Source organism: Paenibacillus sp. MMO-177, assembly GCF_037147795.1.
GTDB lineage: Bacteria > Bacillota > Bacilli > Paenibacillales > Paenibacillaceae > Pristimantibacillus.
The window spans coordinates 308,688-324,768 of the sequence record NZ_JBBCUR010000002.1 but is presented as its reverse complement, the minus strand read 5'-3'; the positions used below and the strand labels follow the sequence as shown (position 1 = coordinate 324,768).

The 16,081-nt window shown below is 49.0% G+C and carries 16 protein-coding genes and 1 pseudogene; all 17 read right to left on the bottom strand.

Annotated elements, in window-relative coordinates:
- Positions 1–110 precede the first annotated feature (110 nt).
- Positions 111–1,283 carry a winged helix-turn-helix domain-containing protein gene (locus WFK81_RS07110; protein WP_336785760.1) on the bottom strand — a complete coding sequence of 391 codons (1,173 nt, stop codon included), beginning with the start codon at positions 1,281–1,283 and terminating at the stop codon, positions 111–113.
- Positions 1,284–1,398: 115 nt separating this feature from the next.
- Positions 1,399–2,178, bottom strand: a complete 780-nt coding sequence (locus tag WFK81_RS07105; RefSeq protein ID WP_442956030.1) for an NAD(P)H-dependent flavin oxidoreductase — start codon at positions 2,176–2,178, stop codon at positions 1,399–1,401.
- Entirely contained in the window at positions 2,132–2,470 is a 339-nt protein-coding gene (locus WFK81_RS30940; RefSeq protein WP_442956029.1) for a nitronate monooxygenase, read from the bottom strand. The genes WFK81_RS07105 and WFK81_RS30940 overlap by 47 nt, the downstream gene beginning before the upstream one ends.
- A gap of 205 nt (positions 2,471–2,675) precedes the next feature.
- Positions 2,676–3,245, bottom strand: coding sequence for a GNAT family N-acetyltransferase (locus tag WFK81_RS07100; RefSeq protein WP_336785759.1), 570 nt, complete (start codon positions 3,243–3,245; stop codon positions 2,676–2,678).
- A 49-nt stretch (positions 3,246–3,294) separates the two neighbouring features.
- The gene (locus WFK81_RS07095; RefSeq protein WP_336785758.1) at positions 3,295–4,104 is read right to left on the bottom strand and encodes an EcsC family protein; all 810 of its coding nucleotides are present in this window, start codon (positions 4,102–4,104) and stop codon (positions 3,295–3,297) included.
- Between the two features lie 150 nt (positions 4,105–4,254).
- The gene (locus WFK81_RS07090; RefSeq protein WP_336785757.1) at positions 4,255–5,421 is read right to left on the bottom strand and encodes an MFS transporter; all 1,167 of its coding nucleotides are present in this window, start codon (positions 5,419–5,421) and stop codon (positions 4,255–4,257) included.
- A 296-nt stretch (positions 5,422–5,717) separates the two neighbouring features.
- Positions 5,718–6,302 (bottom strand): TetR/AcrR family transcriptional regulator, encoded by a 585-nt coding sequence (locus WFK81_RS07085; RefSeq protein WP_336785756.1) that lies wholly within the window; start codon positions 6,300–6,302, stop codon positions 5,718–5,720.
- 187 nt (positions 6,303–6,489) lie between these two features.
- Positions 6,490–7,272 (bottom strand): SDR family NAD(P)-dependent oxidoreductase, encoded by a 783-nt coding sequence (locus tag WFK81_RS07080; protein WP_336785755.1) that lies wholly within the window; start codon positions 7,270–7,272, stop codon positions 6,490–6,492.
- Between the two features lie 37 nt (positions 7,273–7,309).
- A pseudogene (locus WFK81_RS07075) lies at positions 7,310–7,718 on the bottom strand (DinB family protein).
- Between the two features lie 74 nt (positions 7,719–7,792).
- Positions 7,793–8,164 carry an iron chaperone gene (locus tag WFK81_RS07070; protein WP_336785754.1) on the bottom strand — a complete coding sequence of 124 codons (372 nt, stop codon included), beginning with the start codon at positions 8,162–8,164 and terminating at the stop codon, positions 7,793–7,795.
- Between the two features lie 164 nt (positions 8,165–8,328).
- Positions 8,329–10,584, bottom strand: a complete 2,256-nt coding sequence (locus WFK81_RS07065) for an excinuclease ABC subunit UvrA (protein WP_336785753.1) — start codon at positions 10,582–10,584, stop codon at positions 8,329–8,331.
- Positions 10,585–10,704: 120 nt separating this feature from the next.
- Positions 10,705–11,106: an SRPBCC family protein gene (locus tag WFK81_RS07060; protein WP_336785752.1), complete on the bottom strand. Its 402-nt coding sequence runs from the start codon at positions 11,104–11,106 to the stop codon at positions 10,705–10,707.
- Positions 11,103–11,432, bottom strand: coding sequence for an ArsR/SmtB family transcription factor (locus WFK81_RS07055; RefSeq protein ID WP_336785751.1), 330 nt, complete (start codon positions 11,430–11,432; stop codon positions 11,103–11,105). The genes WFK81_RS07060 and WFK81_RS07055 overlap by 4 nt, the downstream gene beginning before the upstream one ends.
- 282 nt (positions 11,433–11,714) lie before the next feature.
- Positions 11,715–12,308, bottom strand: a complete 594-nt coding sequence (locus tag WFK81_RS07050) for a hypothetical protein (RefSeq protein WP_336785750.1) — start codon at positions 12,306–12,308, stop codon at positions 11,715–11,717.
- Positions 12,301–14,064, bottom strand: coding sequence for a sensor histidine kinase (locus WFK81_RS07045; protein ID WP_336785749.1), 1,764 nt, complete (start codon positions 14,062–14,064; stop codon positions 12,301–12,303). The genes WFK81_RS07050 and WFK81_RS07045 overlap by 8 nt, the downstream gene beginning before the upstream one ends.
- Positions 14,061–14,741: a response regulator transcription factor gene (locus WFK81_RS07040; protein ID WP_336785748.1), complete on the bottom strand. Its 681-nt coding sequence runs from the start codon at positions 14,739–14,741 to the stop codon at positions 14,061–14,063. The genes WFK81_RS07045 and WFK81_RS07040 overlap by 4 nt, the downstream gene beginning before the upstream one ends.
- Positions 14,742–14,944: 203 nt before the next feature.
- Positions 14,945–15,952, bottom strand: a complete 1,008-nt coding sequence (locus tag WFK81_RS07035) for an aminoglycoside phosphotransferase family protein (RefSeq protein ID WP_336785747.1) — start codon at positions 15,950–15,952, stop codon at positions 14,945–14,947.
- Positions 15,953–16,081: the final 129 nt, after the last annotated feature.

Below are 16,081 nucleotides of genomic sequence, written 5' to 3'. Positions count from 1 at the left end.
TTTTTTCTTGTTACTTTCTAACGCGCACCCCGTCTAAAAGTTGCGTCCAAGTAGTCTCGGGAGATGTCAACAAAATGTGTCCAAATACATGACATAGTTCGTTAATGTCATTAATTATAAATGACCTTTACTACACCGTTTGCTTTTGCAAACTCCTTGACCGCTTTCTTCACATTTTTGCGCAGCTGGGCAGATACTTTAACATCCGGTTCAAAATGCAGCAGTTCTACCTTCAGTGCATTTTCTTTCCTGTCGAGCCGAGGGTCCATTCTGCCAATCAGTCTGTCCCCTGCTAGAATCGGCATCGCATAATAACCATACTTCCGTTTAACTGCAGGCGTATAAATCTCCCAACGGTATTCGAAATGAAATAAATCCTCCAGACGCTTTCGGCTCCAAAGCAAATTATCCAGCGGCGGCAAGAACGTAATGTCCGAAGCTTCCGCTTCCTTAGCTTGCTCTTGCTCCTCAGCAGCCGAATCATGGTGTACCAGCAGCTGCTCCGCATCGGAAGTTAGCACATAATAAGGATGCTTAAGGCCTTCTACCTCGACCTCGGTTAGGATATCAGACTGGATCAACCGCTTAACCGCGTCACGGCGCTGGGCTGCAGTATACCTCAGCCAGCCAAATCTGGCATCGGAAGGCTCAAAGACGCGATAAGCGCGGAAATATTTAAACAGCATGGACCGCTCCGCTTCTTCTCTCCCGAGCTCGCCGGCAGCTCTAAGGAGATCGGCTGGAACGCTGTTGCCCGTCAAATCAAACAGTCTCTGATTGCCTTCCCTGCCGACAATCCGAATGTGCGCTGCATCCGTTAACAGGTTGATGGCATGCGAGGTTGCTTTTGTTTTGGCAGCCGCATTCGTATTTTCCCAATACCCGTGCACCCGAATATCCGATTCGAACGCTCTAGCCGGCAATGGTCCCTCATGGCGAAGCTTGTCCATCACCTGCTCCGGGACTGGCTGCAAGGCGGCAATCGCAGAAGCGGTACGCTCGCGGATTCTTGTCCGGGTAGGCTCGAATATCGGGTAATCCTCCATCGGAATGATGCAGGCTGCATTAGCAAAATATTCGAATACCTTATGATCGCTTAATAAGTCATTGAGAAGACTAGGTTCGTAACCCGCCAACCGGGCTGACATCACCAAATGCTGATTCGCCCGGACGGCAGCTACCGGATCGATTTGCAGGCATTCCAGCTTGCGGATAAAGTCCAATACCAGATCACTGCTTGCTTCCAGGTTGCTTCGCGGTTTGAGAAGAAGCTGCTTTTCCAATAAAAATCGCCTAAGAGCCTGTTTGTTGGTTCGTATCATCGCTACGTTCCTTTCTTCTCTCGGTAATATTATCAAGAGGACGGAAATTCGAGCCTATTACTGTTGAACGTTTTTTTCACTTCGTTAATGCAGCAGCCTGATTAATGATCTCCTCTACGATTTGCCCGGCTGACTGACCGACAGTCAGCATCCGTGTTCCCTGTCCTGCCCATAAGGACAAGTAATCCGCCTTCTGCTGCTTGCTTGCCGCATTGCGGATATCGCGTGTGGCGGTATTTTGTGTCGGGAATGGCAGTGGCGTTGTACCGCTAGCTTCCCATTGCTTGATAAAGCCATTTTTAATGCCGCGTGCCGGCCTTCCGGAGAACGCATTGGTAATAACCGTGCTCTCCTCGTTGCTGTCAAGAAGAGCAGTACGGTATGTCTCATTTGTTCCGGCTTCGAGCGATGTCAGAAAGCGGGTTCCCAGTTGTACGCCTTGCGCACCAAGCACCAGAGCGGCTACAAGCCCGCGTCCATCCATAATGCCGCCTGCAGCGATAACGGGGATAGATACGCGGTCCGCAATCTGTGGAACAAGAGCCATCGTACCAATATTCGCTCCCATCGGATGGACGTCTACGTCAAAGGTGCCGCGATGACCTCCCGCTTCGCTTCCTTGCGCTACGATTGCATCACAGCCCGTCTCTTCGGCATGCAGCGCTTCCCGTACAGTTGTCACCATGGCTATAATCTTGATGCCGGACGATATTGCCGCCTGCATTTGCGGTTCCGGCAGCACTCCAAATGCCGTGCTAATAACGGGCACCTTCTCCTCCAGCAGCACCGCGAACTGCTTTTCGAACCAATCAGGGGAATGAATATCGCTTCCTTCCGAATCGGGAATTCCCAGCACGGAAAGCGTTCAGCTTGCTCTGTACCTCTTGCGTCCTCGTGTTATTATCGGTGGGCTGATTGACAAACAAATTTACTCCAAAAGGTGCCGAGGTTAATGCTCTGATGCGGCGGATAGCTATCCGGATATCCTCCGGCGCCATATAAGCTGCCCCTAAAGTGCCAAGCCCGCCAGCCTCGGAGACTGCTGCTACCAATTCCGGGGTTGTAGGCCCGCCTGCCATACCGGCCAAGAAGAGAGGATACCGGATTCCGAATTGTTCGCATATAGCCGTGTGCAAGGTAACTTGCATCGGGATTCACTCCTTCTTTATTTCTTTACTTTTGATAACTTCAAGTATACATCTATCTGGTCTTCGCGAATAATACAAAAAAAATGCTATCGCTTTCCCGAAACGAGAAGCGGATAGCATTTTATCAAACCTTTGCAATACCAAAAAACTGGATATCAAAAAAAGCAGCCATTGCTTTGGCTGCCTCTATCATCTCCGCCACATTCTAGTGCAATAATTTCAAAGCTTTATCGGGATCAACTAAAACACGTCCATAGTATTGCTTTGATTTAAAGTTATGAATTTCTTTGCATGCCTTTTCCATGCGGCCCATAATGATCTCTTCCTCCAGTTCAACTGGCGACCAGTATAAAATATGCATGGGATACGGATGGCCATCGAAATCCTCGGGAGCATACATGATCCGATCGGCTTTTTTGAATCCATTCTTTTTGTAGAAAGCAAGCCGCCTGCGAGTATCCTCATTATCGGGATCGTTAGGCTCGGCTTCAAGCAGAATCATTTTCCCCTTTGTTTTTAACGAGTTAAGTACTCTGGAACCGATCCCTCTGCTTCTCGAATGCGGCGTGACCAACAGATAATCGATAAAAATAAAGGTTGTGAACTCGGCATACAAAACGATATAGCTGTCGGTTTCTTTAATGTGATATACGTCCGTCTCTTCAAGCAAGTCAACAAGTTGATGAGGATCCTTCATCTCATGCTCCGGAAAATAGTCATGCAGCTTCTCGTACCATTCCATATTTTCCACTAAGATATACTCCTTTTTGTCCATACTCGAGTCTTCCGCTTCATTTACAATTGCCTTGTTGATGCTCCTCTATTCAGGATATAGATTCCAGCTTCTCGATAATTCTGCGCTTCCGGTACATGATCCTGCCAGTCTCGGTCACATCCTGCAGGGTGGAGCGATTCAGATAAGCGCCAAACAAAATACCCGCGATCGGAATCATCTGAAAGAGCTTTTTCCATCCGAAATTATCCCTGTACGACAACATGACCTCGCGCCAGCCTTGCAGCTGAGATAATACCTGCTTGCTCTGCTCGCCTGAGCGGAAAGCGGCAAGATCCTCAAGAATTGCCTTCTTCCCTACAATGTCGGAGGAGGAAAACTGCAGGCATTTTACGATAAAAATACGCTCGGATTTCTCTGAGGGGTCATAACCGTAGCTGATTGCAATTTCCTGCAGCGCTTTAATGGAGATCCCAAGCAGGAGCGGAATATCGATGGCTAGCGTAAAGATTCCGCCGATTCCCGTCGTTGCGCCTTGAACGGTTGCCGTGTTGCTGCTTGATTTGCTTATGTTCTCGGCGACTTCATCCATTTTGCCAAGCGGAAGCTGCGCAATCCTCTCCAATGCCGTATCGGCATCGGGTTCTTCATGCGGCAGCATCCTCCGGTACATTTGCTCCTTGCTGATTAAATAACGGCCGCCGCTCTGCACGTAGCTTCCAAGCTCGTCGAGAACGACTCCAATTTTGTCCTGAATGAACTTTGGCGTTAACCGGTCCAGAATGACAAATGGCAAGCGGCCTAACTTTTCCCAAAAGAACAGATCCTTCTGATCCTTTTCCCACTGCTCGATTTGCCGTAATTCTTGATTTAGGTATTGAAGATCTTCTCTATTTGTCATCTTGTCCGTGCCCCCTCGCCGCATAAATACCTACCTTACATACTGTCGTAAGCGTGTTGACGTTTCATAAAATTGATCATGGCTAATAAACTTGAGCTCTATTCAGAACAAAAAAAGGATACCCTCAGGAAAGGGTATCCCTATTGTCCATTACGGTGTTGCAGGCTCTGCGGCTATAGCTTCCGTTGTTTTGCGCTTCTTTATGGCGAGCAAGAACGTGGATATCGCTAGAGCGGCAATTATGACCGACATCACTCCAATCGAAGTGCTAAAGCCAAGCGTGCTGGAGGCAACCCCACCGCCATATGCGCTGGACCCTTGGAACAAATAGGCGGCTACTAGTACAGCCGACAAAAATTGAACGCGGTTGTGGGCTTGAGAGTTGATTGCCGCTAAGCCAATGCCTCCCGATGCGGAGAACCCGTATGCAAGTCCCCCCAGAACGGATGAACTCATGAACAGCAGGAACGAATGAACCTCCGCCGCGGTAAAGAGCAATGCGGCTGCCACGACGATTGAAGCCATGCCGATTCGAATGGATAAGACCGGTTTTAAGCGACCTGCGATTGTTGCGCTGACCGAAGCCAGCAGATAGGAGACGGACAATACGGTACCAATGACAAGAATATCTTGCGTACCAATGACGTCGCGGGCAATCTGAGCGCCAAGCGACAGCAATACCGCCCCGTTTGCAAATCCCGTTCCAATCGCCAGGGCTGCCAATAAGTAGATTCCCCATTGTCCTTTTGGAACTTTTACCCCTTGAAGCTGAAGCTTGAAGACTGGTCTTGCCGCAGATTGCGTTTTGGTCTGCTTAGGCAGAAAGAAGCAAACAATGATGCTGGCCAATAGAAGGACGGCCAATACCCAATAGCTGAAATGAAGCGGTGCCGGCGCATATTTGATCAATGCCGCTCCTACAATTGTAGCAAGGAACAGACCAACTGCCTGGGTGATCGTGTTAATGGACCCCGGCAGCTTTTTATTCGAGGTCGGATTGAACTCCACAAGCGCAGCCGCTCCGGATCCGGCCGTTAATCCTACCCCAAGGCCTTGGAATATCCGGCCGACAAACAGCCAGATAACGTTCTGCGCTGTCGCGAATACCAATGCACTGACAAGAAGAAAAAGAAGTCCGGTAATTAACGTATTTCTGCGGCCAATGTAGTTGGATAGATTGCCCAGCAGGAATAGAACAAGGATGAGGACGATTGGATACACCGAGAAAACACCTGTTGTTACCGATTTGGAAAGATGCCACTGCGAGGCATACACCGGAAATTCTATGGATGGCGCCGTACTTGACCACAAGCTCACTGTTAGTACCCAAGCCACAATTCAAAAGGATGCTTTTGAAGAAATCGTAATCATGAAATCCCTCTTTTCGTTTTTTTCGAATGGCAAGGATTGAAAAATTCAATTAAAGAATGTTCGTTCTTTAACTATCAAAAAAAATATCCTATTTCCTTTCGTTTCATACTAACATGAGACTGATATTCCCTATCGCATGTATTTCGGAATGATCATTCTTTAATTAGCATCAAGACATGATTTCCACATGTCTTAATATACTTATTTAAGAACGATTAGTCAACAATAATGTGAAATTCGCGTCAGACAAGGATTGACATCGCTACCTTCGCTGCATCTTCCAGTACTTGACGGTCCGTTGCAATTTTGGCGAGTACATAAAGCCCGTTTCGCGTATTTAGCAAGAATCGCGCTGCTTCCTGCACGGTATGCTTCGTTTTTAACTCGCCTTGCTGTTGAGCACGCATGAGAAAATTCTTGAAGTTCGTTTCCATATCCAGCGTGTACGCCTCAATGCGGAATGAAACAACAGGGTCTACCTTCCCCATGTCCATAGCGGTATTGGCGATCATGCAGCCCCGGCGGCCGTTCTCCTCGCTCATTGCCACATCGATCAGCCGTTGAAAGTAACGCCATAATACGTCTTTGGCAGGTCCGTCCTCTTCAAGGATACTAGAGGCATGGCCCCGGTTTCCTTCACGGAATCGGTCGAGACAAGTCAGAAAAAGCTGACTCTTATCTCCAAACGTATCGTATAAGCTGCCTCTGTGCACACCGGTCCGCTCAACCAAATCTTGAATCGAAGTCCGTTCGTATCCTTTTTCCCAGAATAATTCCATCGCCTTCTGCAGGACGGCGTCTTGGTCAAATTCTCTTGGTCTAGCCATTGTTCATACCTCCCTTATGTCCCATCATAGCGGTTTAAGAACGAACAGTAAAGAATTTTTGCAAGCCATTAACTGTTAGTATGATGCAGTCCTCAATCGGTTAATCGGCAAATCCTTTTTATTTAATGCGATTAAATCAAAAAAGCCGCGGGTTACGCGACTTTTCCAATCCTATAGATCTGTTCGGTTAGAGTACAGCTGCTTTGCCGCCATCAATGTTAACGGATGTACCCGTCACGTAAGAAGCGGCATCCGATACGAGAAACGCGATTACGTTCGCCGCTTCCTCCGTACGGCCAATGCGTCTTAGAGGGATATCGTGCCGCGGATCCGCGGCAAATTCGTCCCACGTTAAATTCGGGGCTGTTGCCTGCCACATCCGCTCGATCTGATCGCTTCGGATTAAGCCGATGCAGACCGCATTTACTCGAATCCCGTCAGCCGCCAGATCCTTGCTCATTGCTTTCGTGAGCGCAAGACCGGCTGCCCGGCTTACCGAGGTTGGCAGCGAAGAACCTGAAGGCGTCTTGCCGCCTATAGCCGTCACATTAACGATCGCACCTCCCTCGCTTTTACGCAGGAACGGCAGCGCTGCCCGCGTGAAATGGATCGCTCCAAACAGCTTTAAATCCAGATCGGCCGACCAAGCCGCAGCATCCACTGCTTCAAACGGCTTTGCTGCCGAAGTGCCCGCATTATTCACGAGTATGTCAATCCCGCCAAACCGATCTGCTGCTGCCTCAACCGCACGCTGCACATCCGCTTCCACCGAAACGTCAGCGGAGATAATAAGCGGCTCTACGCCGGTTTTTGCGACGATTTTTTCTGCTGCAGCCTTTAACGGCTCTACGCTTCTGGCTACAATGGCAACCTGCGCGCCTTCGGCTGCAAGCAGCATCGCAGTTTCAAGCCCAATGCCTTTACTTCCGCCTGTAATGATTGCCCGTTTCCCTTTAATTCCTAAATCCATGCTATTCAAACTCCTTTTCTCTTAGATTCATATCCTCTTAACCGAATAGCCCTCTGCCGAACAGATTTGCGTTAACCGGTACCTTTTCGAGCTCGCGTGCCCACACGGACAATTGACCCTTGTGATGAATCTCGTGCGCAATAACATGCCTCATCACTTCGCCGCATTTATGGGCTTCTTCTTTCCCGTCATCCGTGATATCAATCATCACGCGGTTCTCCATGCTGTCATTCCAACCATAGACGAATGGCGCAACTTCATCATGGCAGCGGGTTGAAAAATCAATTACGATCCATCCGTATTCGACGGCGACAATGATAAAGCGTGGGCAGTATGTATCCTAATCCGCCGGTACGCTTTTTCAACAACTCATCCGGGTCTACCTCACCGCACCAACTGAACCAGTCCCTGCGAACCTGCCAGTTATACTCGAATAATGAGATCATGCGCAGCCCTCCCGCATGGCAATTATATTCCTATTATTCTACTTGGGTATGCAATATCCTGCCTATTGAGACGACTATTTCCTCCAGAACGTTGTGCATTCCGCTTTGTCGGTGATATTAAATTCAATCATCTTCTTAAGAAGGCTGTAATCCACCGGTCTTTCCCACCGAATCCGCAGCAAGAGATTGGTCTGATCATAACCGGCCTTCTCTATGTCATCCGTAAACCGAATCATCCCTGCCCGTTCGGGCGCAACGGCCAGATGCTGTTTGGCTACGCTAAATCCGATGATATAGGTATCGTGATCGGTGAACATAGGCTGATTCCATCCGATCTTGGGAGTCAAAGCCGGGAACGTATCAGTGACCCAGCTCAACACTTCCTCCGTTCGTTCCCGGTGTGTGAGGTTATCAATTCCCGCTAGAAATTCGGCAAACACTTCCATATCGTCTCCTCCTAAAACTTCTTTATCCTCTTCATTGTACCCTCGTCAGAACTGCCTTTGTGAAACAGCATACTTCCCAAACGGATAAAATCAAAATTCCTTAACGTAAAAAGCTGCCGACCTCTTAGTTCGGCAGCTTTCGCTTTTTGCGTGATCCGAATCGCTTACTTCAAAAACTTCCCTGTTATCGACTGTTCTTCATTAATGATCTGCCATGGAGTACCTTCGAACACAACCTGGCCGCCTCTGCTGCCTCCATCCGGTCCCATATCAATAATCCAATCCGCCTGGCTGATAACCTCGAGGTTGTGTTCAATGACAATAACCGTATTGCCGGTATCCACGAGCCGGTTCATAATCTCCAGGAGATGCCCGATATCCGACATATGCAGACCGGTTGTTGGCTCGTCCATGACGTAAATGCTGCCCTTCTTATGAAGCTCGCTTGCCAGCTTGATCCGTTGGCATTCCCCGCCGGATAACGTGCTGAGCGGCTGGCCAAGCGTAATGTAGTTCAAGCCGACGTCGCTCATTGCTTGGAGCTTCTTCTTCACTTCTTTCAGATCGAGAAACTCCAATGCCTGCTCGACAGTCATCTCCAGCACTTCCGCGATATTTTTGCCATTCAGCTTATATTCGAGAACCTCTTCCTTGAAGCGTTTGCCTTCGCACACCTCGCATGGCATCTTTACGCTTTCGAAGAAGGAAAGGTCCGTATAGACGACGCCAAGCCCTTGGCAGTTCTCGCAAGCCCCTTTGGAGTTAAAGCTGAACAATCCCTGATTAACCTTATTGGCGGATGCAAACGCCTTACGCACATCATCCATAATCCCCGTATAGGTTGCCGGATTCGAACGGGTTGATACGCCAACCGCCGATTGATCAATGACGACTGCGTCAGGATGCTGGCTGAGGAATACATCGTTAATAAGCGAGCTTTTCCCCGAACCCGCAACGCCTGTAACAACGGTTAATATTCCTGCTGGGATGTCTACGCTCACGTTCTGCAGGTTGTGCAAATTCGCATTGCGGATGGGCAGCTTGCCGGAAGCCTTCCTGCAATCCTTCTTCAACTCAAGGGGTCTCTTCATGTGCGTTCCGGTTAAGGTGCCCGACTCCAATAACCCATGGAAGCTGCCTTCGAACACGATGTTCCCTCCGCGGCTGCCTGCATGCGGACCAACGTCAACGATATGATCGGCGACCTTAATAACATCCGGGTCATGCTCTACGACAATAACGGTATTACCCTTATCCCGCAGTTTCACTAGCAAGTCGTTCAACCGGTGTACATCCCGGGGATGAAGACCAACGCTAGGCTCGTCGAAAATATAAGTGACATCGACCAGGCTGCCGCTCAGATGCTTGACCATCTTGACGCGCTGCGACTCGCCCCCGGATAACGTATCGGTCTCCCGGTCCAGCGTTAAATAGTCAAGCCCGATATCCACCAGATGCTGCAAACGTTCCGTCAACGATTTGACGATTGGCGCTGCTTTGGCGTCGCTGATTTCTTGAATAACCCGGATGAGGTGTCCAACCTCCATTGAGGATAGCTCTGCGATGTTTTTCCCGTTAATCCGGCAGTTCAGCGCAGCTTGACTGAGTCTCGAACCGTGACAGCTGCCGCATTTGCCTTCCGTGATAAAAGGCATAACCGCTTTTTGCGTGCGTTCGGATTTGAGCTTTACGTCCTGCTTAATATATTTGTTCGTGAACTTCTCGATAACGCCTTCCACGGTAATGTTTGTTGCCTTGCCGGCAAAGTCCATCTGCACCTTCCGCGCCTTGGCATACAGCAGCTGGTCCAGCTCTTCCGGCGAATAATCCTGCAACTTTTTGTCCGGATCAAAGTCACCCGACTGCAAGAGCATATTCATCTCCCAGCCGTTTACCGTATAATCCGGAAGCATGATGGCACCTTCATTAAGCGACTTGGACATGTCAATGGCTTTGCTCATATCCACTCCAAGTCTGCGGCCGATGCCGTTGCATTCCGGACACATGCCTTGCGGATCATTAAAGGAAAACATATTGGCAGATCCAACAAACGGCTGCCCCACCCGCGAGAACAACACGCGGAGAATCGGAGAAATATCGGTGATGGTGCCCATAGTGGAATGGGAGCCGCCGCCAAGCCTTTTCTGGTCGACAACAACGGCCATGCTGAGGTTTTCGATTCCGTCCGTATCCGGCTGTGGAAAGCTCGGCAGGAAAGTCCGAACGAACGTGCTGAAGTTCTCGTTTAGCAGTCTTGTAGATTCAGCAGCAATCGTATCGAAGACGATGGATGACTTTCCCGATCCCGATACTCCCGTAAAAATCGTAATTTTCCGCTTCGGGATACGCAAAGAAACGTTCTTAAGGTTGTTTTCCCTGGCATTCGTAATGACGATGTACTCCTGGCCCGTTTCGCTCATTCCTTACATCCTTTCGGGTCGTAGATTTATATCCTTCCAATTGTACGAACCAGACATAAACCGGTTGCAAACAGTTGCAACCGGTTTATGTGGTTTTGAGTAGTAGGCTCAAATATGCGATTATTGCGCCAGCAGCTTGGCAAGCTCGTTGTGCCAATTCGTCCAGCCGTATCTAGCTCCTTCAAGCGCTGGTACGCTCGAGAAGCCGGTTTGTTCGAGGTGAAGGTTAACCTTGCCTTCTCCCAACTCCTGCACCGTCCAAGTAACCGTATGCTTCTCCGGACCAACTGCCCAAGAGTAGGACAACAAACGGTTTGCTTCGTCTACGGCAAGCACTTCCCCGTCAATAATGCCGTCCCAATATTGGTTAGGCTCTGCCCGGAACTGAAACTTGTGTCCAACCTCCGGTTTAAAATCGTTCGGGAGCACCCATTTGGCAAGCATTTCGGAAGTGGTTAACGCAGCCCAGGCCTTTTCAACCGAAGTATTGTATTGAAAATCCAGTTCTAATTTCAAACTCATTCCTCTTCCTCCTCTAATAGTTGCTGCAGGCGCAGCATATTAACCGTCCAGAATTTCCCGTAGTAAGAGACCCAGTCCTGAATTTCTTTCAACGGAGCGGCATTCAGCCGAAAGCGCGTTTCCCTGCCAACCTTCCGGTCCGTAACCAGTCCTGCTTCTTTCAGGATGGTCAAATGCTTGGATACGGCCGTGCGCCCCATATCGAATTGCGAGGTTAACTCGTGAAGCGGGATTTCCGCTGTCTCGGACAATAGCTGAATCAACCGGCGCCTGGTTGGATCCGCAATCGCGTCAAAGACATCCCGTGACGGATGATTATCGTTCACAACACCCCCTCCTAGAGTTCAACTTCATAAAATGATATTTGGTGTTCGGATCCATGGGTTGCAGCTGCTCCATTCATTTCGTTACAATAGAATTTAAGGTAACTTTTTACTAACTTCAATTTATACGACACCGTTTGGTGTCCAGTAAAATTATAAGACACCAAACGGTGTCGTGTCAACATAACAAACATAGTCTCCCGCACAGTTCCAATATCATTCTGAATAGGATACAACGCAAAAAAGCCGCGAGCACTTCTTGCGGCTTTCCTTCAATTTATGCGATTATTTCAAAGTAATCGTCTTCTTCCAAGTAAGCTCTTTGCCCGCATCGTTTACGAAAGTAAAGCTTACATCACCTTTTTGCCCCTTCAAGTCGTCCGGGTAGAAGAAGCCCATAAACTGTCCGTCCCCGCTGATGTAGAAGCCGTCTTTTCCGTTGCCGCCATGCTCAATCGCTTCTTGTGTCGTGTTTACAATGCTTGTTTTGCCGGATTTCCATTCCATCTTGGACAGCATGTAGCCTTCCGGGCGCTTGTTGACTACGAAGTCAAAGCTGTTGCCTTCGATTGGTTTTTCGGTCTGATCGATGATAATCAGAATCTCTTCATTAGCATTGTTACCCGCTGCGTCAGACGACTTTGTTGCGTCCGGTGCAGCAGATTCTTCGTTAGGTGCTGACGACGAGGTGGTGTCAGGCGATGCGGACCCCTCCGCACTTCCGGCATTGCTGCTAGGCGAATTGGATGCCGGAGCTTCCGTTACGGTCCCTTCGTTGGCCGAATTCGCATTTCCTGTTTCCGCTTTATTTCCGCATGCGCTCATTACAACCAGAATGGCCAAAGACGCAGCCAATACGCTAAAAGATTTTTTATTCATCATAAATCTCTCCCTTGTTTTCTTGTAAAGTGAATGAAAAAGCGACACCGTTCTCTATATTGGCTGCTCCGTAATGACTGCCGTGCAGCTCTAAAATATGTTTAACTATAGCCAGCCCTAAGCCGGTTCCACCGGATTTGCGATCACGGGAACGTTCTGCCCTGTAGAACTGATCCCAAATCCGGCTCAGGTCTTTCTCTGCTATAGAAGGACCGGTATTCTCCACGATGGTTTTTATCGTTTCTCCTTCTGCCCTTTCCATTTCAATAACAATCGCACTATCCTCAATGGCGTGACGAATCGCATTACTAAGCAGATTAAGCAGAACCTGTTCGATCCGTCTACGGTCCCCATAAACGAACAGCTCCCGTTCTCCATCCTGCCGAACTCTTAGCCGCAGCTGCTTGCTCTCCAGCTGCTGCGTGAAGGAGCTTGCAACCTCTCTAACTAGATTGGTCAGGGAGAACCGTTCGATATTTAGCTTGACGGCTTTCACCTCGAATTTGGACAGCTCCAGCATATCCATAATAAGAGCGTTCATCCGGTCCGTCTCGTTCACGATCAAGGCGAGGTAGCGTTCTCTTTTGTCGTCTGCCACCTCATCTTGAAGCCCCTCCGCAAAGCCTTTTACAATGCCAAGCGGAGTTTTGAGCTCGTGGGATATATTCGCCACCAGTTCTTTGCGCAGCTGCTCGGACCTTTGCTTCTCTCTCATATCCTCCTGCAGCTGCTCGTTAGCAAGCCTAAGCTCATGAAGTGCCGAGTCAAGATTTTGGGATAAGGCGTTCATATTCCTCGATAACTCCCCGAATTCGTCCTTGGAACGAATCTCCGGATGATCGGTGAAATCAAGTTTGGCGAGCCGTGCGGCAGATCGATTAAGGGTCAGCAGCGGCCGCGATACAATTCTCGAATAGATCAGCGATAACGCTAGTACGAGAGCAAGTATTACCGGCGCCAAGTAAATGACGTATTTTTTCAAAATATCAACAGCTTCTCCCACCGGCTGGAGTGAAGCCATGCAGAAAAAATAATGCTCATCCTCAGCTGTACCGGTAAGGGATTTTACGAGTACGGCGTACTCGACTCCGCTCCAAGGATCCTTCCATTCGCTCCGTACCGTCTCTCCCGCATGCAAGCGGGACAGGCGCGACTCCGCCGATGTCGTCCATTCCTGTAAGGCTTCATCAACAAGAGCATCCTGGTAAAGCGGGTTGAACGACCGCTGCTCTGGCAGCAAAAACTCCGTTACCTTTCCTTCAATCCGTACTAAACCTTCATCAAGAGGAGCCGCATTATCGGACCAGAAGGTAATCGGGTGAAGCACCGTATCCTTCTCGTCCATAAAAATCCCGTCCACAATCATGTTGCTATCAATTGATACTCCTCGTGGAATGCTATTGATCGTAGCACCTGCGGTTGGGATTGGAACGGTAATGCTCTTACCGCCTGATTGAAGCTTTACATAATACGGATTGAGGTTGGCCTTATTAAAGCTTTTATTCAGCACCGCCGAGCTGGTATCATTCCGGTTCATAAACGTCCCGAGCAGACTGGAAAGCTCACGTTCATTCCCCTTCACCTCGTTATACTGATTGCTAAACCCGTTAATAGCCGATTCCAGCTGATGAATCCGGGACATCCGGTAAAACCGTTCAAAGAACAACCCTTCGGCCAGCATCACCAGCGTAAAAATAAACAAGATCAAAGCAGACGTGATGACAAACAGCTTGAGTACGACGCCATGTCTTCTCATGCTTCCGATTCAAACCTGTAACCGGATCGGATGACGGTCGCAATCAGCTTGCCGGCGTCCCCGAGTTTGGCCCTTAACTTCTTGATATGAGTGTCCACGGTTCGCAAATCTCCAAGGTACTCGTATCCCCATACCACATTCAGAATATAGTCTCGGGACAATACCTTACCGTCATGCTTGATCAGGAATAGCAGCAGATCGTATTCTTTGGGCGACAGATTAATGAGTTCCCCAGCCACCGTAACCGTATGGGCCTCGCGGTTCACCGACAATTCTCCGTATTGAAGCAGCTCCGCTTCCCGCCCCACCGTTCTTTCCGTTCTCTTCATTAAGGCGTTTGCCCGGGCGACCAGCACCCTTGGACTTAGCGGCTTCGTTACGTATTCGTCGGCTCCCAGCTCGAAGCCCATCAATTGATCCTCGTCCTCGGCTCTTGCTGTGATCATAATTATAGGAACATCCGATTTCTCGCGGAACCGCCTGCATACGGACCAGCCGTCCATCTCCGGCATCATAATGTCTAAGACAACCAGGTCGACGGAGACTCGCTCGAACAACTCAAGCGCAACCTTTCCGTTCTCCGCCTCGTGGACATCCCACTGCTCTTTTTTGAAATAATCCGTTATAAATTCCCGCATGAGCGTATCGTCTTCCACTAATAAAATGGTTCGTTTCATTTGAATCCCGCCTCTTTCCGGCTTTTCGCTTGGAACCGCTAACCCTATGCTATCACAGGTTTACCCGAAATTCGGCATTCTTATCATCCATTTGCACCTCCATTTGCTCTACAAGTTGAAGTATAGGGAGTTCGTGTGTCCAACGTGTGTATTTGAAATGGATTCTTGGAGTAAATAAAGAAAAAGCCGCGAAAACGCGACTTCTACGAGTTAGCTTCATATTTAGCAAGATACTTGGGATAAGAGGCCAGATGGATCGCTTTAGACTTACGCTGCGCTTCCTCTCTATATTCCGGCACTTGCTCTGCTTCAACATAATCGGCAAGAACATCAATAACATCATCAAGAAGCTTAGCTCGAAAATAAATCTCAAGCCGTTCGACAACGGCATCTCCGGCTGCAGAAAGCACCTTCTCTCTCCAGATCGGCCATGAAGGATCATCGGCAAGCGGCCAGAGGAGCACGGAATAATCCATCGCTGCGTCGCCTTGTCCCGATAGATCATCCCAATCGATGATCCGGAACGAGTCATCTTCCCGTACCAATACGTTATTGCCATTCAGATCGTTATGAACAACATCGATAGCCGCTTGTTGAAAAGCGGGAACCCGACGAATGATCTCCCTCAGTCTCTCGATCTCTTCCCCAAACCATAATAGCGTCTCATCGGTCACAAAATCCTTCAGAAGCTCCCGAGCTTCCCGAATTCCGTCTAGATCTTCCGAAAAGCGGGACAGATATTCCTCTTCGAATGCTTCTGCGTAGGTCCGGGTCGCCGCCACAGGAAGCAGCCCGCGAAGCTCCTTGTCCCGATGAAGCTCTGCAATGATCTTCAGTACACCTGTCCGAGTCTCCTCAGCTTTATGTACCTCCGCAAGCGTAACCGCGTCTTCCACGTATTCGAATACAAGTCCATACGGATAACCCGGCATTATTTCTTCATCGATTTCATGAATAAGCTTAGGTGCAGAATAGTGCTTGGCTAAATATTCGCTTACTTTCGCCCATTGCTTGAGCCTGGCGCGTTTGGGAGGCGGAGCAAGCTTGACGTGAAGACGCGAGCGTCCATCCGTTAACCGGATAGATAAGTTGCCAAAGCCTCCCGGGTTATAAATATAGCTTGCCTGTATGTGATCCGGGCCGATTCCAATCGCTGTTGCATTTGCTGCCGCCCACTCCGCGATTTTTCGTTCTGCTAATTGAACATTCATATCGGTATACGGCCTCCTCGAAAATGGCTTGTCATTACCAAATATTGTAGCATGACAGCGAATCGTTAATGCAGCTAAATAAATGATGAAAGAACCCCCGGATTAACCGGAGGTTCTTCCCAACACTCG